The sequence below is a fragment of the Citrobacter sp. CFNIH10 genome, assembly GCF_002934585.1.
Taxonomy (GTDB): domain Bacteria; phylum Pseudomonadota; class Gammaproteobacteria; order Enterobacterales; family Enterobacteriaceae; genus Citrobacter_A; species Citrobacter_A amalonaticus.
In genome coordinates, this window is record NZ_CP026216.1 from 77,941 (window position 1) to 98,227 (window position 20,287).

A 20,287-nucleotide genomic window follows, 5' to 3' on the forward strand; every position below is an offset into this window, starting at 1 on the left:
ATCAACGAACCAGGTGCAGGAAGTGCAGGTGTTTTTCGTACTGGTCCAGTATGTCATTAATCAACTGTTCCTGATTCCAGCCCATCACATCATAATTTTGACCGCCTTCTTTGAGATAAACCTCAGCGCGATAATATCGATGTTGGTCAGTCTGCTGCTCATCATTATCCATTGCGGCGAGCGCGAAGGTGGGTGAGCTATACCCGCGAAGCCTCACTTCATATATAAAATTCAGCTCGTTGCCCAAATCCACTTCAAGACGAATACGATCGTCGGCTGCGTCACTAATGTGGCTTATCGTCCCCTGCTTGTTCAGTTCTTCCTGAACCAGCGTCATGGCAGGCTGGATAATGTCGTCCATAAAACGTTTCACAAGAGATCGTTTCGGCAGATACGCGATATTGCGTAACCTTCTCTGCCAGGGAATTGGGTTACGTGCAGCCGTAGGAGCAATAGTCGCCATGCTCAGGCTTTCACGCTTAGTCAAATCTCGACGCAGGGCTTTTAACAGCCCGTATATGGATATCAGCAAGATCACGGAGAAGGGTAATGCACTTGCTATTGTCACCGTTTGCAGCGCGCTCAGCCCTCCCGCAAGGAGAAGCGCAATTGCAACAACTCCCATGAGCGATGCCCAGAAGATTCGCTGCCAGACGGGTGTGTTTGCCACCCCACCTGATGCCAGAGTATCTACAACCATTGCCCCCGAGTCAGCAGATGTGACAAAGAAGACGATGACCATAGCCATTGCAATAAATGACAGCACGGAGGAGAACGGGAAATGCTCCAGGAAATTGAACAAGGCCAGCGAGACATCCTGTTGGACGGTATTGGCGAGATCGGTCGCCCCCTGGTTCATAATGAGATAGATTGCGCTGTTACCAAACACCGTCATCCACATGAGCGTAAAGCCGGCCGGAACAAACAGCACACCGGTGACAAATTCGCGAATGGTTCGGCCGCGTGAGACCCGTGCGATAAACATCCCCACAAATGGCGACCATGAAAGCCACCATCCCCAGTACAGTAATGTCCAGCCCCCCAGCCAGTTGCTCGACTTAGGTTCATATGCGTAAAGATTGAACGTTTTACTCACCAGTTCCGAAAGATAACCGCCGGTATTTTCCACAAATGACTTCAGCAGAAGCACAGTTGGCCCCAGACACAGGACCAGCGCCAGGAGCAACAACGCGAGGCCCAAATTGAGCTCAGACAGGATACGTATTCCCTTGTCTAGGCCGGTCACCACAGAAATCGTCGCTAACCCCGTGATGGCCACGATCAGAATGACCTGCACCGTTTCATTAATGGGCACCCCGAATAGGTGGTTCAAACCGGCATTCACCTGCAAAACACCGTAACCCAGCGATGTTGCAACGCCAAAGACCGTACCTATAACGGCAAAAATATCAACCGCATGGCCTATAGGTCCGTATATGCGATCGCCAATAATGGGATAGAGTGCAGAACGCAGCGTTAAAGGTAGACCGTGGCGGTAACTGAAAAAGGCCAGAATCAGCGCTACAATGGCATATATTGCCCAGGCATGCAGACCCCAGTGGAAGAAGGTCAGCCGCATTGCTTCCTTCGCTGCCGCAACAGTCTCTGGGGCGCCAACGGGAGGTGAGAGATAATGCATCACCGGTTCAGCAACGCCAAAGAACATCAGGCCGATCCCCATCCCTGCCGAAAAAAGCATCGCAAACCAGGAGTGATAGCTGAAATCAGGTTGCGCATGGTCCGGACCCAGCTTGATATCACCGTAGCGTGAGAGTCCCAGAAACGTGACACTCAATAAAATCAGGGCCACAGCAAGGATGTAGAACCAGCTTGCATTCGTGAAGATTTGTTGCTGAAGTAGTTTGAAATTTTTGTCAGCAACATCCGGGAATGCAGCGGCAAAAGCGACAAGAAGAAAAATTAACAAAGCAGATGTAAAGAATACAGCTTTGTTAATCTGGCTGTGAGACTTCTTTGGGATTGTTTCATTTTCACTCATAATCATTTATTCCATTGATTTAAATCCGTATTGGATAATGCTTACCACCTCTTACAGAGTAGCAAAATTCAACTGACTATGCGGCGTGAATCGAGCACATGGTGTGATGAGTGCCGATACAAATCATCCTATAATCGAAGGAGTTCTTTGTTAATCAGCCTGCCACTTCTTGGGTATTTAATTTGCATATTCTGTACCAGAGCTGGGATATACGTTAAGTGAAGTATATTAGACACGAATTACCAGCTTCTGCTTTTGGCACAAAACGGCCTATCAGCATTATAAAAATATTCAGATATATATCATTCCTCTGAACATACACAACTAACGGCAGAATCTCACGATTCTGCCGCTTTTTTATTATTTTTCAGGGGGGGAGTAATGAATAATTCTGAAGGTTTGAAGTCGTTTCACTAATCGCTTTATGACCTACCGTAGTGGGTATCGGCTGATTGCGCAGCAGGGCCATTAGTTCCTGCCAGTATCACCGGCGTTAACATTGAAGACGACTAGGGCAGGCATGGAACTTTGAACCGGATGCCGGTGAAGGTCTTAACCGCTATACCCGCAAGCCAGGCATCTGTACGGACGTATCCATCTGCTGGCTCCGCATGATTTACCAGCAACATTTAATCTTCCCGAACACTCATTATTACCGCATACGCCAGCCGTCGCCGCTGGCGTTTTTTTATTGACGGAGACATACCCATGACAACAGCGACAAAAAACAACCTCGCATCTGCTGCTAACGAATCCGAATTTGAACTGACCGTAACGCAGATACCCGACGAACAGCGTATCTGCTTCTGGCCGCAGTACTTTGGCTCTATCCCACAATGGATAACGCTGGAACCCCGCATTTTCGCCTGGATGGACCGCTTCTGTGACGAGTACAACAGTGGTATCTGGTCCTTTTACACGCTCAGCAATGGCGGCGCGTTTATGGCCCCTGATGCTGACGTTGACGATAAATGGCATCTGTTCAACGGTATGAACGGCAATGGCGCGGACATGAGTGCTGAAGCCGCAGGCATTGCTGTCTGCCTGATTGAATACAGCCATCACACCTGCCGTACAGAGTGTGACGCAATGACCGCGCACTATTACCGCCTGCGGGACTATGCCCTGCAGCATTCTGAAGCCCACGCCATTTTGCGTATCATTGACTGACCGGAGGAGCAACGAATGAAACAGCTTTCCTTTTTACCCGGCGAGATAACGCCACAGGACCGGCGTCTCATTCAGCGGGCGCTCAGGGCTCTGGAGCGGCACCTGCATGAGCCTGGGGTAGCCTTCACCTCCACTCATGCCGTCCGGGAGTGGTTGCGGCTGCATATGGCCGCGCTTGAACGGGAAGAGTTCCGGGTGCTGTATCTGAACCAGCAGAACCAGTTGATTGCCCACGAAACCCTGTTTGCCGGTTCTATTAGCAGTACCGAGGTACATCCCCGCGAGGTGGTCAAGCGCGCTCTGTACTTCAACGCGGCAGCGGTAATACTGGCGCATAACCATCCTTCCGGCGAGACGACGCCCAGCCAGGCTGACAAAGCCCTCACGCAGCGACTGGTTCAGGTACTTCAACTGGTGGATATCCGTGTCCCTGACCATCTGATTGTCGGCGGCAGGCAAATCTATTCGTTCGCAGAACACGGTCTGCTGTGAGGTATTACATGAAAATTATCAGTAAACGCCGGGCAATGACGATATACCGCCAGCATCCTGAGTCCCGAATCTTTCGTTTCTGCACCGGCAAATACCAGTGGCACGGTAGCGTCTGCCATTACACCGGCAGGGACGTTCCGGATATCACAGGAGTCCTGGCGGTATACGCCGAACGCCGCCAGGACCGCGAGGGGCCTTATGCCTGCCTGATGAGCATCACCCTGAACTGACAATAAAGAGGTTATCAATGAGCAAAATCACATGGGGTCTGCAGCGTGATATCACGCCACGTCTGGGAGCCCGTCTGGTGCAGGAAGGCAACCGACTGCATTATCTGGCTGACCGGGCCAGCATGACCGGCAAGTTCAGTGACATCGAATACCGGAAGCTGGATGAAACATTCCCGCACTTTATCCGCCAGATGGAATCGATGCTGACCACTGGTGAACTCAGCACCCACCATGCCCACTGCGTTACCCTGTACCACAACGATTTAACCTGCGAAGCCGACACCCTTGGCAGTTGCGGCTACGTATACATCGCCATTTACCCCACTCAGCGTTAATTACCTTCACGAGAGCAAACATGAAAACTTTACCTGCAACAACTCAGCGGGCGGTGAAGCCCTGCCTGTCACCCGTGGCTGTCTGGCAAATGTTACTGACACGTCTGCTGGAACAGCACTATGGTCTGACAATAAACGACACGCCATTCTGCAATGAGGCTGTGATTAAGGAACACATCGATGCCGGTATCACCCTAGCCGATGCCGTGAATTTTCTGGTAGAAAAATACGAGCTGGTTCGTATAGACAGGAAGGGATTTAGCTGGCAGGAACAATCTCCTTATCTCCGGGCTGTAGACATTCTGCGAGCGCGGCAGGCAACTGGCTTGTTGCGGCAAAGCCGTAACAACGTAGTACGATGAACATTGCGTACAACCTTCCCGATTTACATTTCTGAACTTCCTCCCTTGTTTACCTATTGCGTAATGCGCCTGCTACTACCCGGCGGGCGCGTTATCTTTTTACGGACAAACAATCATGCAACCAGAAGTTGAAGTATTAACCGATCATAATGAGCTAATTTGTTCGAGCTTTATTGAACACATTGCCAACACATTAAATTTAGGAGTGGTGTAGACATGGACAACTAAACCTGCAGCCACGGATGTATAGTGAGCGAAGCCCTATCAGGCCTTTTTGGTCAGTAGATAAGATTGATCTTCGTTGATAGAATTTACTTACACCAGCTGTTACATGAAAATAATTTTTTGGTGGGAGAATGATAAGATCTTACGTAAGAATTTGATTTTAATGGTGCCGATAATAGGAGTCGAACCTACGACCTTCGCATTACGAATGCGCTGCTCTACCAACTGAGCTATATCGGCCCTGAAGAGGACGTGACCACGAGTGTGAACACGGGGTAGAAGGTTAAAACTAACCGGGCGATGCGTCAATAGCCTTGCGAATCAAGTGGCTGATTTTGCATCACCCGGTGTTATTTAGGCACGAATCGTATCGTCACCAAAGCCGATCCACTTATAGGTGGTCAGCGCTTCCAGCCCCATAGGACCACGGGCATGTAATTTTTGCGTACTGACGGCAACTTCCGCACCGAGACCAAACTGTCCGCCATCGGTAAAACGGGTCGAGGCGTTGACGTATACCGCGGACGAATCCACTTCGTTCACAAAACGGTTCGCGTTGTGCATGGTGCGCGTCAGGATGGCGTCGGAATGCTGAGTGCCGTGCTCGCGAATATGCGCGATGGCGTCATCCAGGTCCGCGACGATTTTGACGTTCAAATCCAGCGACAGGAACTCGTCGTCAAATTCTTCCGCTTTGACTGCCACCACGTTTGCCGGGCCTGATCTCAACAGGGCAAACGACCGTTCATCCGCATGCAGCGTTACACCGCTCTCCGCCATCTGCTGACTCAGCGCAGGCAGAAAACGCGCCGCGATGTCCTGGTGCACTAACAGCGTCTCTACCGTGTTACAGGTACTCGGACGTTGCGTTTTCGCATTGACGATAATCTTCAGCGCCGGGGCAATCTCTGCGCTGTCGTCGACAACGATATGACACACCCCAATCCCACCGGTGATCACCGGAATGGTCGACTGCTCGCGGCACAGCTTATGCAGACCCGCGCCGCCACGCGGAATCAGCATATCGATATATTTGTCCATGCGCAGCATCTCATTCACCAGCGCACGGTCGGGGCTTTCAATGGCCTGAACCGCCGCTTCCGGTAGCCCGCAGGAGGTTAACGCCTGCTGGATCACGCGCACGGTGGCAGCATTGGTGCGATACGTCTCTTTACCGCCGCGCAGAATCGCCGCATTGCCCGTTTTCAGGCACAGAGAGGCGACATCGACGGTGACGTTCGGGCGGGCTTCATAAATCACGCCAATCACGCCCAGCGGCACACGGCGACGCTCCAGACGCAGCCCGCTGTCCAGTAGCCCTCCGTCAATCACCTGCCCAACCGGATCCGCCAGATTGCAGACCTGACGGACGTCATCAGCAATCGCTTTCAGGCGCGCCGGCGTCAGCGCCAGGCGATCAAGCATCGCCTCGCTCAGACCGTTCGTACGCGCTTCGGCCACGTCCTGCGCGTTGGCGTTCAGGATAGTTTCCGTTTGCGCTTCAAGCGCATCAGCTATTTGTTCCAGCACGCGATTTTTTTCGCGGCTGGAGAGTTGCGCCAGTTTGTACGACGCGGCTTTGGCAGCAATGCCCATTTGTTCCAGCATTTATCTGCTCCTTAACGGGTAATCATATCATCGCGATGAACGGCGACCGGGCCATATTCGTAACCCAGAATCGCGTCAATCTGCTGAGAGTGGTGTCCGGCAATGCGGCGCAGCGCGTCGCTGTTGTAGCGGCTCACGCCGTGGGCAATATCACGCCCCTCCAGATTACAGATGCGGATCACTTCACCACGTGAGAAGTTGCCTGTCACGCTTTTAATGCCTTTAGGTAGCAATGAACTGCCGCGTTCCAGAATCGCCGCCATCGCGCCTTCATCGACGGTGATTTCACCAGCAGGCGGCGCGCCAAAGATCCAGCGCTTGCGGTTCTCCAGCGGAGAGGCCTGTGCATGGAAGCGGGTACCGACAGAGATGCCTTCCATCACATCACCAATCACGCCCGGCTTGCTGCCAGCGGCGATAATCGTATCAATCCCGGCGCGGCAGGCGACGTCAGCGGCCTGCAACTTAGTGCCCATGCCGCCCGTTCCCAGCCCCGATACGCTGTCGCCGGCGATTGCGCGCAACGCGTCATCAATCCCGTAGACATCTTTAATCAGTTCGGCCTGCGGGTCGGTACGCGGATCGGCGGTGAACAGCCCCTGTTGATCGGTCAGCAGCAGTAGTTTGTCCGCCCCGGCGAGGATCGCCGCCAGCGCGGAGAGATTGTCATTGTCGCCCACTTTAATTTCCGCTGTGGCAACCGCATCGTTCTCATTGATAACCGGAACAATATTGTTATCCAGCAGGGCACGCAGGGTGTCGCGCGCATTCAAAAAGCGTTCCCGGTCTTCCATGTCCGCCCGCGTCAGCAGCATCTGCCCGACGTGAATGCCGTAAATCGAAAACAGCTGTTCCCACAGTTGGATCAGTCGGCTCTGCCCGACCGCCGCCAGCAGTTGCTTGGTGGCAATGGTCGCCGGCAGTTCCGGATATCCGAGATGTTCACGCCCGGCGGCGATAGCGCCCGACGTGACGATAACAATACGGTGTCCTGCGGCATGCAACTGCGCGCACTGACGAACAAGTTCTACGATGTGGGCACGGTTCAGGCGGCGCGATCCGCCCGTTAGCACACTGGTGCCGAGTTTTACCACCAGCGTCTGGCTGTCACTCATGATTCTCTGCCGTTCAAAATAGGGAAAATGATAGTAAACGAACGTTTTAGCAGGACTGGCCCCGGTTGCCAACAAGCAGCGCACAAAGCATGGAATTTTGTTGTGCTGGATCAGCAAGCGTAGCGGCAATTTTTGACGTTTTTATTACTGAAACAGAAAAACATCCTTTTTTAAAATTATTCTTACGTTGTCATAAAACCTTCACTCCAGAACGTTAAAACCCTCCTGTCTTTCAACGGGGATCACACCCAGTAAATAATAGCGCGTACGTTAAATCAGGACTGAAAATGAAAAAGAGCACTCTGGCATTAGTGGTGATGGGTATTGTGGCATCGGCATCCGTGCAGGCAGCGGAAGTGTTTAATAAAGACGGTAATAAACTGGATGTGTATGGCAAAGTCAAAGCGATGCACTATTTCAGCGACAATGACAGCAAAGACGGCGACCAGACCTATGTTCGCTTTGGTTTTAAAGGCGAAACGCAGATTAACGATCAACTGACCGGTTACGGTCGTTGGGAAGCGGAATTTGCGGGCAACAAAACCGAAAGCGAATCCGGTCAGAAAACGCGTCTGGCGTTTGCCGGGGTCAAGCTAAAAGATATCGGCTCTTTCGATTATGGTCGTAACCTGGGCGCACTGTATGACGTTGCCGCCTGGACCGATATGTTCCCGGAATTTGGTGGTGACGGCCTGGCGCAGACCGATAACTTTATGACCAAACGCGCCAGCGGTCTGGCGACATACCGGAACACCGACTTCTTCGGCGTGATCGACGGTCTGAACATGACCCTGCAATATCAGGGCAAAAACGAAGACCGTGACGTGAAGAAACAAAACGGTGACGGGTTCGGGACATCACTGAGCTACGACTTCGGCGGCAGCGATTTCGCGATCATTGGCGCCTATGCCAACTCTGACCGTACCAATGAGCAAAACCAGCAGGCGCGCGGTCATGGCCAGAATGCTGAAGGCTGGGCGACCGGTCTGAAATACGATGGCAACGACATCTATCTGGCGACCATCTATTCTGAAACCCGCAACATGGCGCCGATCTCCGGTGGTTTTGCCAACAAAGCGCAAAACTTCGAAGCCGTCGCACAATATCAGTTTGATTTCGGCCTGCGTCCGTCCATCGGTTACGTTCAGTCGAAAGGCAAAGATATTGAAGGTATTGGTGATGAAGATATCGTGAAATATATCGACGTCGGCGCGACCTATTATTTCAACAAGAATATGTCGGCGTTTGTTGATTATAAAATCAACCAGATTGATGACAACAACAAACTGGGCGTCAACAGCGATGACATCGTGGCGCTGGGTATGACCTATCAGTTCTGATGCCAGAATGGTCCGGATGAGTTGACTTATCCGGCTAAAAACAGAGAGGCCGGATGATTCATCCGGCCTCTTTTTTGGATTACGCCGTTAGCTTCACCGGCTCATCACGGAAATCGTCTGCGGGCTCCAGTGACAAATGCAGCGTGTTTAACAGCTCACGCAACTTCTCGTGAAACTCGCGCAGGGTATATTCCAGTCGCTCAACGACTTCTTTATCTTTGATCGCCACAGTCTTCCAGTCGCCCGCTTTGTCGAACAGACCAAATTTGTAGCTGTAGGTAAAACGCTTTTCGTGCGCTTCCAGTTCCATCCACCAGCCCCAGAATTCGCGCAGTTCAGGCGCGGGCTTCACGTTGACGCAAACAGCCAGACAATCGAAAAAGAATCGATTATCTTCGCACTTTCCTTCGCGGATATAAGGGCCAAGCGCGGTGAATTTCTTGATCAATCTGCTCTTCGGGTGTCCACTCGGTAACGTCATTGCGATCTCCTGTTGTGAAGCAACTGTTTTACCAAAACAGTAGAATTTAGCAAATTATTAACACAATCTCTTTTCAATCCAGCGGGTGATTTCCTGTAACGCGTTGTCAAAATTGCGATACACCGGATTGAAGGGAATCTCCAGCAGCTTACCGTCAGAAGATGAAGACGTGATTAAACGCGACTCCTCTTCCGGACTGAACGGATCGTTCTTCCAGAAGCCCGACAGCATTGGCGTCGGGCAGCGTCTGCCAAGCAGTCCCTGCACCTTCAGCGAATAGCGATTAAGCTCCACGCGCAACGCTTCATCGGACGCATCGTGCATCCCCAGTCGACTTGCCAGAACGTCAAGATACATTTCCGGTACCGCTCCCTGACGTAACGGATCGCTCAGCAACGCATGGACAACCGGACCGAGGCAGGCCACCGCTTTCAGACGCGGTGATTCAAGATAGGCCAGGCGCACCGCCACGTTGGCACCAAAACGAAATCCGAACGCCGCCACCCGGGTATGATCCACCCACGGCACATTCGGCAGCGCTTTCAGCACATGCTGGTGCAACAGGCTGGAGTCCTGAGAGAGCTTCCACTTTGACGAGAAACCGACGGAAGGCATGTCCAGCGTCAGCATGGCGATGCCGCGCGGCGCGAAATAGCGCTCATACAGGGTGTAGTAATCGGTTTGCATTGAATCCAGACCGCCGCACATCAGCACCGTCGGAAACGGGCCGTCACCTTTTGGCATATGCAAGAACCCGGTGACGGGCGAGCCGCCAGGCACGCTAAATTCCATCTCACGCAGCGTACCGGGCAGTCGCTGCGCGGCTTCTTCATAGGCACGGTTAGATAAGGCCTGCGCCTGTTCCGCCAGATCGTCCCCTTTCAGGTGCGGATAGGCAGCGATGTTGTACAGCGTCGAGGCGTGTAGCCAGTAGCGACCACTGCGCTCAGGGTCCGTTTCCTGGCAGGCTTTCTGCTGCCAGTCCATCGCCTGTTTTGCCCATTCATAAATCCAGTTGCCGCCACGGTAACCGATCACCGTATCGTAAAGATCGGCATCGGTGCGCTCGGCGTCACTCATCACGATGCGCGCCTGAACATCCAGAATTTCTCGCGGATCCACCCCGCGCCAGATCCACATCAGGCGGTTAATCATGCGATACCAGTGGGGAATATTCTTGCCATCCAGCGCCGATTGCACAGGCGGCTGCGTCCCGGCATTAAAACGGCGGACCAGGGTCGACGTTTCGGGATGTTTGAAACGGGGTTTGAACAGGATTTCGCTTAGATTAGCCTGTGACATGCGTACAGCCTCCTGAAGTACTCACTGAGGCTTATTGTAACCCGACACCGGCTAAATAGAACAACGCCCGGCTGTGCCAGGCGTTGAAAAAGTCAGAGATTAGCGGCCAGAAATCGGCGGAACGAAGGTCACGCCCATGTCCCACGGCTGCTCAATCCAGGTATCCTGCGGGATATCAATCACGTAATCATCGACTAACGGACGACCCGCCGGTTTCGCGAAGATAGTGACAAAGTGCGCTTTTGGGTACATTTCACGGATAGCCACGGCGGTACCACCGGTATCCACCAGATCGTCGATGACGATAAAGCCTTCACCATCGCCTTCAGCGCGTTTCAGAACTTTCAGTTCACGCTGGTTGTCGTGATCGTAGCTGGAAATGCATACGGTATCGACATGACGAATGCCCAGTTCACGTGCCAGCAATGCGCCCGGCACCAGACCACCACGACTAACGGCAATGATGCCTTTCCACTGTTCTGAAGGCATCAGGCGGTTTGCCAGTTTGCGTGCATGGATCTGCAGCATGTCCCAGGTGACGACGTATTTTTCGCTCATGTGAAGTGTCCCAGCCTGTTTATCTACGGCTTAAAAAGTGTTCGAGGGGGAAATAGGTTGCGCGAGATTATAGAGATCTGAGCCACCAAAAACCAGTGTTTCGCGGAATCGGGCCCTCTTTTTACGTGCTTTATACTCGCAGCGGGCGCAGAAAGTGGTATTCTCAAGCGCATCTCGCAAGCCAGACTTGTGGTAATAATTAACCTGCTAACCCTGTGACCTGCAAGCCTGTTTGCAGCGCATCTATACCCTGAATACCACCTAAAGTATGACGGGTATACAAGGAGAATTATCGTGTCTGAACTATCTCAACTCTCCCCGCAACCGCTGTGGGATATTTTTGCAAAAATCTGTTCAATTCCTCACCCGTCCTATCATGAAGAGCAACTCGCTGAGCACATCATCGGCTGGGCAAACGAGAAAGGTTTCCACGTCGAGCGCGACCAGGTAGGGAATATCCTGATTCGCAAACCGGCCAGTGCGGGAATGGAAAACCGTAAACCGGTGGTTCTGCAGGCGCACCTGGACATGGTGCCGCAGAAAAACAACGACACTGTGCACGATTTCACCAAAGATCCGATCCAGCCTTATATTGATGGCGAATGGGTGAAAGCGCGTGGTACCACACTGGGCGCCGATAACGGCATCGGGATGGCTTCCGCATTAGCGGTTCTGGCTGACGACAGCGTCGTTCACGGACCGCTGGAAGTGCTGCTGACCATGACCGAAGAAGCGGGGATGGACGGTGCATTTGGTCTGCAGGCCAACTGGCTGCAGGCGGATATTCTGATCAACACCGACTCGGAAGAAGAAGGTGAGATCTACATGGGTTGCGCAGGAGGGATCGACTTCACCTCTAACCTGCCGCTGACCCGCGAAGCCGTTCCGGCAGGTTTCCAGACCTTTAAGCTGACGCTGAAAGGGCTGAAAGGCGGTCACTCCGGTGGCGAAATCCACGTTGGTCTTGGCAACGCGAACAAACTGCTGGTTCGTTTCCTGGCCGGTCATGCTGAAGAGTTGGATCTGCGTCTGGTCGATTTCAACGGCGGTACGCTGCGTAACGCAATTCCACGTGAAGCCTTTGCGACCGTTGCCGTTGCGGCAGACAACGTAGAGGCGCTGAAAGCGCGGGTTAACGCTTATCAGGACATTCTGAAAAACGAACTGGCTGAAAAAGAGAAAAACCTGGTGGTTCTGCTGGAGAGCGCCGCGAGCGATAAAGCCGCACTGACCGCACAATCTCGCGATGGCTTTATCCGTCTGCTGAACGCCACGCCGAACGGTGTGATCCGCAATTCCGACGTCGCAAAAGGCGTGGTTGAAACCTCACTGAACGTGGGCGTCGTCACCATGACCGACGACAACGTCGAAATCCATTGCCTGATCCGTTCGCTGATCGACACCGGTAAAGACTATGTCGTTAGCATGCTGGATTCGCTGGGGAAACTGGCAGGCGCGAAAACCGAAGCGAAAGGGAGCTACCCTGGCTGGCAGCCGGATGCGAACTCACCGGTGATGCATCTGGTGCGCGAAACCTATCAGCGTCTGTTCAACAAGACGCCGAACATCCAGATTATCCACGCGGGTCTGGAGTGCGGTCTGTTTAAGAAACCGTACCCGGATATGGATATGGTCTCTATCGGGCCAACCATTACCGGTCCACACTCACCGGATGAGCAGGTGCATATCGAAAGCGTCAGTCATTACTGGACGCTTCTGACCGAATTGCTGAAAGCGATTCCGACGAAGTAAGTTACGGCTGTCGTGCTATAAAAATGCCGGATGGCGGCGCGTTGCGCCTTATCCGGCATTTTGCTCTTTATAACCCCAGCAATAACTGCCGTTCCAGTTGCGGATCGAGTAGCGTTACGTGCAGCCCCACCAGCCTTACCCCCCGCCCTGCCCGCCGCTCATCCCAGGTTTTATGCGCAGTAGAAATCAGGTCTTCTTTATTCAGCTTCGGCCAGACGTGTTCCTGGGTGGTTTGCTGAAAGTCATTGAACTTGAGCTTTACCCCCTGGCGAGCAATGCATAAATCGGGTTTGACTTTCGCCAGTCGCCGTTCGAGTTCCGGATATAACTGCTCAATGATCGCCTCACAGTCAGACCACTGATGAATATCTTCCGCCATGGTGCGTTCCACGCCGACCGATTTGCGTAAGCGTTCATTATTGACATCCCGTTCGTCGATTCCCTGGCTACGCTCCCACAATACCCGCCCAAACTTACCGAAGCGCTTAAGTAATGTCGCCAAATCGCACTGCTGGACATCACCGCAGGTGCGTAGCCCCATGCTTTCCAGTTTTGCCGCAGACACTTTACCGACGCCGGGAATTTTCCCCAGCGGCAACGTACTGAGGAACGCCGGCACATCATCCGGCGTAATGACATACTGTCCGTTGGGTTTATTCAGATCGGAGGCGATTTTGGCCAGAAACTTCACCGGTGCCACGCCCGCCGAGGCGGTAAGTTGCAGCTCGTTGAAAATCGTCTGGCGTATTTCCTGAGCGATAAGCGTGGCTGACCCATGACAGTGTGTACTGTCCGTGACGTCCAGATACGCCTCGTCCAGTGACAGCGGCTCAATTAATGAGGTATAGCGGGCGAAAATGGACTGGATTTGGCGGGAGGCTTCTTTGTAGGCCTCATAACGGCCCGGTAATAACGTGAGGTGCGGACACAGTTTCAGCGCCATACCGGTCGGCATCGCGCTGCGCACGCCAAATTTACGGGCGGGATAGTTGGCGGTGCTGATAACGCCTCTGCGCTCACGGCTGCCGCCAATGGCAATAGGGATGTCGCGCAACGCCGGGTTGTCCCGCATCTCAACCGCGGCGAAAAAACAGTCCATATCAACATGTATGATTTTACGCATCACCCACCTCCCGAAATACTGTTTAAGTATACAGTGAAATCAATAAATGGGAAGCGATCGCTCACCGTGACAGCGCGATGAATTCGAGCTTTGTGATTACCGTGGCACCGGGTTGTGATGCAAAGCGGCGAGGTGCTGTTTTTTATCCAGTTTCTCCACCAACGGTTGAACCACTTTTTCACCATGTTGACCAAAATATTGATACAAAGTATCGGCTGCGCTCTGGGTCAGAATCATGATTTCGATGCGTCGGTTTCCTGCGCTTTCCGGATTATTGGTGTCCAGCAGCATCTGGTCAGCCATCGCACTAACCTGCATCACTTTATCCTCCGGCATCCCCGCTTCTTCCAGTACGCGACGTGCGGATAACGCTCTGTCCCCTGACAGGTTCCAGTTGTTATAAATATTATTTTTATAACCCATGGCATCCGTATGCCCGGTAATAATGATCTTATTGTCCAGCGAGTCAAAAACCGGCGCCAGCTCAACCAGAAGCGATTTAAAGAACGGCATGATCCGTGCACTGCCACGCTCAAACATACTGCGGTTTTGGTCGTCTTTAATCAGCACACGTAACCCCTGGGGCACTATCTCCATTTCCAGGTTAGTTTCCATGTGCGCATTTCGCGCAACAGTATTAATACTGGTGGCCAATTCACCTAATTCTGAGGCGGATTTTCTTTTCAGCAGCGCCGTTTTCTCATTCACATCACGCGCTTTTCTCTCGGTTGCCTCACTCACTTTTATCCGTTCTTTTGCTGAGTTCGTTTCCTCGGTGGTGGACTTATTACGCGGGGTGCTACTCCTGCTTGCCATCGCGGTAATCGGCTTTTGACCAATTTTATTCAGCGCCGTTAAGCCCCCGCCATTAAAGATCGACTGGCCATGCAACGCCGCCACAATGTTTTCTCGATCGGATTTACTGACGCTGTTCACAATCAACTTCATCGTCGTCACCAAAGGCGCTGAACGTATCTCCGAAGTATCCGCCCGCTTTACCCTTGATGCGATGCCAGGCAAACAGATGGCGATCGACGCCGACCTGAATGCCGGGCTTATCAACCAGCAGCAGGCGCAGACGCGACGTAAGGACGTCGCCGGCGAAGCCGATTTCTATGGCGCGATGGACGGGGCCTCGAAGTTCGTGCGCGGCGACGCCATCGCCGGGATGATGATTCTGGCGATCAACCTGATCGGCGGCGTGTGCATCGGGATTTTTAAATACAATCTCAGTGCCGAAGCGGCATTCCAGCAGTACGTGCTGATGACCATCGGTGACGGTCTGGTGGCGCAGATCCCTTCCCTCCTGCTCTCTACCGCCGCCGCGATCATCGTGACCCGCGTCAGTGACAATGGCGATATCGCCACCGATGTTCGCGCACAGTTACTGGCCAACCCGTCTGTGCTGTATACCGCCACCAGCATTATGTTTGTACTGGCAGTGGTGCCGGGAATGCCACATTTCCCGTTCCTCGCGTTCAGCGGCCTGCTGGGCTTCACCGCCTGGCGGATGAGTAAACGCCCGAAAGCCGCTGAGGCTGAAGAGAAAAACCTCGAAACGCTGACGAAAACAATCGTCGAAACGACCGAGCAGCAGATTACCTGGGAAACCATCCCGCTGATTGAGCCAATCAGCCTGAGCCTGGGGTATAAGCTGGTCTCACTGGTGGATAAATCAAAAGGCAATCCGCTGACCCAGCGTATCCGTGGCGTGCGCCAGGTGATCTCCGATACCAACGGCGTGCTGCTGCCGGAAATTCGCATTCGTGAAAATTTCAGGTTAAAGCCCAGCCAGTACGCGATCTATATCAACGGGATTAAGGCCGATGAAGCCGATATTCCCTCTGACCGCCTGATGGCGCTGCCTTCCAGCGAAACTTACGGCGAGATAGATGGCATTCTGGGTAATGACCCGGCGTACGGGATGCCAGTGACCTGGATCCAGGCAGCGCAGAAGGCGAAAGCGTTGAATATGGGGTATCAGGTGATCGACAGCGCCAGCGTGATTGCCACGCATGTGAATAAGGTGGTGCGCAGCTACATTCCCGATCTGTTTAATTATGATGACATTACGCAACTGCATAACCGTCTCTCGTCAATGGCACCGCGCCTGGCGGAAGATCTCAGCGCCGCGCTCAACTACAGCCAGTTGCTGAAAGTGTATCGGGCACTGCTGGTTGAAGGCGTATCACTGCGCGACATTGTGACTATCGCCACCGTGCTGGTTGCCAGCAGCAGCGTAACGAAAGATCCCATTCTGCTGGTCGCTGATATCCGCCTTGCGCTGCGTCGCAGCATTACGCACCCGTTTGTCCGCAAGCAGGAACTGGCGGTCTATACGCTGAATAACGAACTGGAAAACCTGCTTTCTAACGTGGTGAATCAGGCGCAGCAGAGCGGTAAGGTGATGCTCGATAGCGTGCCGGTGGATCCGAACATGCTCAATCAGTTCCAGAGCAATATGCCGCAAATTAAGGAGCAGATGAAAGCCGCAGGCAAAGAGCCGGTGCTGCTGGTCGCGCCGTCGCTACGTCCGCTGCTGGCGCGCTATGCCCGACTCTTCGCGCCGGGTCTGAACGTTCTGTCTTATAACGAAGTGGCAGATGAACTGGAGCTGAAAATTATGGGGGCACTGAGTTAAATAATTACCCGGCTGTTTAAGTCGGCGTTTTTTCTGCCGCTTTATAAAGATGACGCGACAAGGAGGTTGCATTTCAAATGCCTGCTCAAGTTAAAGGATTGATGAGTGACCATTCAACAGAATATCCCATCCCCTTCAGAAAACGACGCTCAGCATGATGACGCCAGATTGTACTGGCGCACATACCGGGAGTTTGTGCGCCAGCAAGAGTTGCAACAACATAATGAAACGCAATCAACAGATGACGCGATGCCCGCGCACGTCGCGCTCATCGAACCCGTCGATCTGTTGCTGGCAGGCACGATGATGCTTGTCTTCATCATCCTGCTGCTGCTTGCCTGTTAGATGATGGTATTTTCCTTGAGGATCCGGCGTGCGCCGAGGAAATGATCCTGCCAGAACGGATCGGTCAACTGGCTCACCCGGATGGTTTCGCCCGTACGCGGGGACTGGATAAACTGTCCATCCCCCAGATAAACGCCCATATGGTCGGCGATATCCTGACTGTGTATATGGAAGAACAGCAGATCGCCACGGCGCAGGTCACGGTTAGCGACAATGGTTGCCCGACGGTAATGATACATTTCATTTGCCGTGCGCGGTAATTTGGCCGCCAGGATTTTATTGTAGGCGTAGAAAACCAGCCCACTACAGTCGAATCCGCGATCCGGATTGACGCCTCCCCATACGTACGGTTTCCCCAGTTGCGCCTCAAGGCGATGAATCGCCACTTCCGTGATGTTCTGCAAATGGTCGCTAGTGAGGAACGCCTTATTTTCTGCCAGTTCCTGCCAGCGATGGTTGTCCGCGCGCAGCGGCCCCGGGAACCATTCTGGATGCTGTTCAAGCAACTCACGGTTGTGCTGGCGCAACGCTCTCTTGCTCTGCGGGGTTCCGGAAACAATGTAATGCGCCTGCCTTCTGCGCTTCGCCTGATATTTACTGAGCAGACGTTCACGGTTATGCATCCGCAACGTCGCGGCATAGCTAAACGTCTGATGTGAAGAGACGGCTGCAGATAACGGTGAATAAAGGAGACATAACGAGAGTAGCCCCGGCAGAATGGCGCGCGGAGCACCTGATAAAAACATAAAAAAACATAACCTAAATAAACAGTGAGGCGACAGTTTAACCAGGCGAGGAACTGACCAGGCTTAATAATCAATAATTAAAAAATTAATGGTTTATTATCAGTGAATTGTATCCGCCATGCCCCTGCCGACGAGCCTGACATCCGTTCTGCGGAAATGGACAAAATCGGGCCGGTTCTGACAGCCAGTGTCGCTAACGTTCTGTATAAATTGTAAACGCACCACGAGGGGCTTGCGAAAAACTGTCGTGGTGTTAATGTGAGCGTTCCAAATCCAGATTAGTCCGATTTGGGGATCTTATTTTTGCCGTTCTGGCGTGGGTAATCGTTTTATCAAGGAACAAGCAGTATGCGTAAAATCGCATTATTTATTGCGATGCTTTTGATCCCGTGCGTGTCATTCGCCGGCTTGCTGAGTAGCAATAGCTCCACAACCCCCATCAGCAAAGAGTATAAGCAACAATTGATGGGATCGCCGGTCTATATTCAGATCTTCAAGGAAGAGCGCACGCTCGATCTCTACGTCAAGATGGGCGAACAGTATCAACTTCTCGACAGCTACAAAATTTGTAATTACTCCGGCGGATTAGGTCCAAAACAACGCCAGGGCGATTTTAAAAGTCCTGAAGGTTTTTATAACGTCCAGCGTAGCCAGCTCAAACCTGACAGCCGCTTTTATAAAGCCATTAATATTGGCTTCCCCAACGCCTATGACCGTGCTCATGGTTATGAAGGCAAATATCTGATGATTCACGGTGCCTGCGTCTCGGTTGGCTGTTACGCCATGACCGACAGCGGCATTGATGAGATTTTCCAGTTTGTCACCGGTGCGTTGGTCTTTGGTCAGTCGAGTGTGCAGGTCAGTATTTATCCCTTCCGCATGACCGATGCCAATATGCAGCGTCACAAGTATTCGTATTACAAAGAGTTCTGGTCGCAGTTAAAACCGGGATACGATTACTTTGAGCAGACCCGCAAGCCACCGACCGTGTCGGTTGTCGATGGCCGCTATGTCGTCAGCAAACCGTTGAGTCATGAAGTGGTTCAGCCGCAGCTGGCGTCAAACTACACGCTCCCCGAGACAAAATAACGCCCACTCGCCTGGCATAATCTTTTGCCAGGTTTCGTTGCCTGTCAGCGGTTGCGTGGCAATGACGGTGACCACATCGTTCGGTGTGGTCTCTTTCTGAAAATCTATCTCCACATCCTGATCGAGCAACGTGGCGACGCCAAACGGTGCACGGCGCGTGATCCAGAACAGATTCGTTGAGCAGAATGCCATCACATAACGACCATCTGACAACAGCATGTTAAAGACCCCTTTCTCACGCAGTACGCCCGCCAGCGTTGCGATATACCTGAACACCGCCGTCATGTTGCCAGGCGTGCGCGGGTAGCGCTGAGTGAGTTTGTGCAGCAACCAGCAGAATGCCTTTTCGCTGTCGGTTTCACCCACCGGGCGAAAATTGCCGGTTTCCAGCGTCTTATAGCCCGAAAGCTGACCATTGTGCGCGTAAGTCCAGTGGCGGCCCCACAGTTCACGCGTGAAGGGATGGGTGTTCTCCAGCGCCACTTCGCCCCGGTTCGCCTGGCGAATATGGGCAATCACGGAACAGGATTTGATCGGGTAGTCCTGTACCAGTCTGGCGATGGGGGAGTTAAAGCTGGGTTGCGGATCTTTGAACGTCCGGCAGCCTTTGCCTTCATAGAAGGTGATGCCCCAGCCGTCTTTGTGCGGTCCGGTTCCCCCTCCACGCTGAACCAGCCCGGTAAAACTAAAGCAGATATCGGTAGGCACATTGGCGCTCATCCCGAGCAGTTCGCACATACATCACCTCCACAACTGCGGGGGCGCAAAACCCCCGGCGAAGACTTACTTAACCATCTCTTTTTCGATCAACTGAATCAGGATATGAATCACTTTAATATGAATTTCCTGAATACGGTCAGCATAGCCGAAATGCGGAACGCGGATTTCGATATCGGCAGTACCGGCCATTTTGCCGCCGTCTTTACCGGTCAGGGTGATGACCTTCATTCCCTTCTCGCGTGCCGCGGCGATGGCTTTGATCACGTTACCCGAATTGCCGGAGGTTGAGATGCCTAACAGCACATCGCCTTCGCGCCCTACCGCTTCCACATAACGGGAAAAGACGTAGTCGTAACCGAAATCATTGCTGACGCAGGAGATGTGGCTAACGTCGGAAATCGCAATGGCCGGATAGCCCGGACGGTTTTCGCGATAACGCCCGGTCAGTTCTTCGGCAAAGTGCATGGCGTCACAATGAGAGCCGCCGTTACCGCAGGACAGTACCTTACCTCCTGCTTTAAAACTGTCTGCCAGCAGGACCGCCGCGCGCTGAATGGCGTGAATATTGGCATCATCTTTTAAAAAATTCGCCAGCGTTTCCGCCGCTTCGTTCAGTTCGTTACGAATAAGATCCTGGTACATGAGGATATCCTT

The 20,287-nt window shown here is 52.8% G+C and carries 20 protein-coding genes, 1 tRNA gene and 2 pseudogenes; 11 read left to right on the forward strand and 12 right to left on the reverse strand.

Annotated features, from left to right (window positions below; translation table 11 throughout):
• Window position 1: 1 nt before the first annotated feature.
• Window positions 2-1,999, reverse strand: coding sequence for a choline BCCT transporter BetT (locus C2U53_RS03675; protein ID WP_016245729.1), 1,998 nt, complete (start codon window positions 1,997-1,999; stop codon window positions 2-4).
• A 503-nt stretch (window positions 2,000-2,502) separates the two neighbouring features.
• On the opposite strand from C2U53_RS03675, the pseudogene C2U53_RS30695 reads away from it, so the two are divergent.
• The 6 genes and pseudogenes from C2U53_RS30695 to ykfI all read left to right on the forward strand — a co-directional run.
• Window positions 2,503-2,595: pseudogene (locus C2U53_RS30695) on the forward strand (DUF905 family protein); the annotation flags it as partial.
• Between the two features lie 112 nt (window positions 2,596-2,707).
• Complete coding sequence (locus C2U53_RS03680) at window positions 2,708-3,169, forward strand: antirestriction protein (RefSeq protein ID WP_104445641.1); 462 nt, start codon at window positions 2,708-2,710, stop codon at window positions 3,167-3,169.
• 15 nt (window positions 3,170-3,184) lie between these two features.
• Entirely contained in the window at window positions 3,185-3,661 is a 477-nt protein-coding gene (locus tag C2U53_RS03685) for a RadC family protein (protein WP_003031345.1), read from the forward strand.
• Window positions 3,662-3,669: 8 nt separating this feature from the next.
• Window positions 3,670-3,891, forward strand: coding sequence for a DUF987 domain-containing protein (locus C2U53_RS03690; protein WP_003031346.1), 222 nt, complete (start codon window positions 3,670-3,672; stop codon window positions 3,889-3,891).
• A 17-nt stretch (window positions 3,892-3,908) separates the two neighbouring features.
• Entirely contained in the window at window positions 3,909-4,226 is a 318-nt protein-coding gene (locus tag C2U53_RS03695; protein ID WP_003031347.1) for a type IV toxin-antitoxin system YeeU family antitoxin, read from the forward strand.
• Between the two features lie 20 nt (window positions 4,227-4,246).
• Complete coding sequence (gene ykfI / locus C2U53_RS03700) at window positions 4,247-4,588, forward strand: type IV toxin-antitoxin system toxin YkfI (RefSeq protein ID WP_003031349.1); 342 nt, start codon at window positions 4,247-4,249, stop codon at window positions 4,586-4,588.
• A gap of 389 nt (window positions 4,589-4,977) precedes the next feature.
• Here the strand turns inward: ykfI and C2U53_RS03705 are convergent.
• The 3 genes from C2U53_RS03705 to proB form a co-directional block, all read right to left on the reverse strand.
• Window positions 4,978-5,053, reverse strand: a tRNA-Thr gene (locus C2U53_RS03705).
• 114 nt (window positions 5,054-5,167) lie between these two features.
• Window positions 5,168-6,421 carry a glutamate-5-semialdehyde dehydrogenase gene (gene proA, locus C2U53_RS03710; RefSeq protein ID WP_042997816.1) on the reverse strand — a complete coding sequence of 418 codons (1,254 nt, stop codon included), beginning with the start codon at window positions 6,419-6,421 and terminating at the stop codon, window positions 5,168-5,170.
• A gap of 11 nt (window positions 6,422-6,432) precedes the next feature.
• Window positions 6,433-7,536 (reverse strand): glutamate 5-kinase, encoded by a 1,104-nt coding sequence (gene proB / locus C2U53_RS03715; protein WP_042997817.1) that lies wholly within the window; start codon window positions 7,534-7,536, stop codon window positions 6,433-6,435.
• A 287-nt stretch (window positions 7,537-7,823) separates the two neighbouring features.
• Here proB and phoE point away from each other — a divergent pair, with 287 nt between their 5' ends.
• Window positions 7,824-8,876: a phosphoporin PhoE gene (phoE, locus tag C2U53_RS03720; protein ID WP_042997818.1), complete on the forward strand. Its 1,053-nt coding sequence runs from the start codon at window positions 7,824-7,826 to the stop codon at window positions 8,874-8,876.
• 79 nt (window positions 8,877-8,955) lie between these two features.
• Here phoE and crl read toward each other — a convergent pair whose 3' ends face one another.
• The 3 genes from crl to gpt all read right to left on the reverse strand — a co-directional run bounded on the left by crl (window position 8,956) and on the right by gpt (window position 11,217).
• A complete protein-coding gene (gene crl, locus C2U53_RS03725; protein WP_042997819.1) occupies window positions 8,956-9,357 on the reverse strand; it encodes a sigma factor-binding protein Crl in 402 nt (133 codons plus the stop codon).
• A gap of 57 nt (window positions 9,358-9,414) precedes the next feature.
• A complete protein-coding gene (gene frsA, locus C2U53_RS03730) occupies window positions 9,415-10,659 on the reverse strand; it encodes an esterase FrsA (RefSeq protein WP_042997820.1) in 1,245 nt (414 codons plus the stop codon).
• A gap of 99 nt (window positions 10,660-10,758) precedes the next feature.
• Window positions 10,759-11,217: a xanthine phosphoribosyltransferase gene (gpt, locus tag C2U53_RS03735; RefSeq protein ID WP_042997821.1), complete on the reverse strand. Its 459-nt coding sequence runs from the start codon at window positions 11,215-11,217 to the stop codon at window positions 10,759-10,761.
• Window positions 11,218-11,511: 294 nt separating this feature from the next.
• Between gpt and pepD the strand changes: the two genes are divergently transcribed.
• On the forward strand, window positions 11,512-12,969 hold the full coding sequence (gene pepD, locus C2U53_RS03740; protein ID WP_042997822.1) for a cytosol nonspecific dipeptidase: 1,458 nt from the start codon (window positions 11,512-11,514) through the stop codon (window positions 12,967-12,969).
• A 67-nt stretch (window positions 12,970-13,036) separates the two neighbouring features.
• Here the strand turns inward: pepD and dinB are convergent, their stop codons facing one another.
• Together dinB and lafU are read right to left on the reverse strand one after the other, a co-directional pair.
• Entirely contained in the window at window positions 13,037-14,092 is a 1,056-nt protein-coding gene (gene dinB / locus C2U53_RS03745; RefSeq protein WP_044265098.1) for a DNA polymerase IV, read from the reverse strand.
• 96 nt (window positions 14,093-14,188) lie between these two features.
• The gene (gene lafU, locus C2U53_RS03750) at window positions 14,189-15,049 is read right to left on the reverse strand and encodes a putative lateral flagellar export/assembly protein LafU (RefSeq protein WP_172740556.1); all 861 of its coding nucleotides are present in this window, start codon (window positions 15,047-15,049) and stop codon (window positions 14,189-14,191) included.
• Between lafU and C2U53_RS03755 the strand changes: the two are divergent.
• Both C2U53_RS03755 and C2U53_RS03760 read left to right on the forward strand, forming a co-directional pair.
• Window positions 15,015-16,733 (forward strand): annotated as a pseudogene (locus C2U53_RS03755) (flagellar biosynthesis protein FlhA); the annotation flags it as partial. The gene lafU and the pseudogene C2U53_RS03755 overlap by 35 nt on opposite strands.
• A 105-nt stretch (window positions 16,734-16,838) precedes the next feature.
• A complete protein-coding gene (locus C2U53_RS03760; protein ID WP_042997826.1) occupies window positions 16,839-17,078 on the forward strand; it encodes a hypothetical protein in 240 nt (79 codons plus the stop codon).
• Here the strand turns inward: C2U53_RS03760 and C2U53_RS03765 are convergent.
• The gene (locus C2U53_RS03765) at window positions 17,075-17,824 is read right to left on the reverse strand and encodes a C40 family peptidase (protein ID WP_071888436.1); all 750 of its coding nucleotides are present in this window, start codon (window positions 17,822-17,824) and stop codon (window positions 17,075-17,077) included. The two genes, C2U53_RS03760 and C2U53_RS03765, sit on opposite strands and share 4 nt — an antisense overlap.
• A gap of 348 nt (window positions 17,825-18,172) precedes the next feature.
• On the opposite strand from C2U53_RS03765, the gene dpaA reads away from it, so the two are divergent.
• The gene (gene dpaA / locus C2U53_RS03770) at window positions 18,173-18,913 is read left to right on the forward strand and encodes a peptidoglycan meso-diaminopimelic acid protein amidase (RefSeq protein WP_042997828.1); all 741 of its coding nucleotides are present in this window, start codon (window positions 18,173-18,175) and stop codon (window positions 18,911-18,913) included.
• On the opposite strand, the gene C2U53_RS03775 is transcribed toward dpaA, so the two are convergent.
• Window positions 18,884-19,651 carry a class II glutamine amidotransferase gene (locus C2U53_RS03775; RefSeq protein WP_044258806.1) on the reverse strand — a complete coding sequence of 256 codons (768 nt, stop codon included), beginning with the start codon at window positions 19,649-19,651 and terminating at the stop codon, window positions 18,884-18,886. The two genes, dpaA and C2U53_RS03775, sit on opposite strands and share 30 nt — an antisense overlap.
• A gap of 45 nt (window positions 19,652-19,696) precedes the next feature.
• A complete protein-coding gene (lpcA, locus tag C2U53_RS03780; protein WP_028017728.1) occupies window positions 19,697-20,275 on the reverse strand; it encodes a D-sedoheptulose 7-phosphate isomerase in 579 nt (192 codons plus the stop codon).
• Window positions 20,276-20,287: the final 12 nt, after the last annotated feature.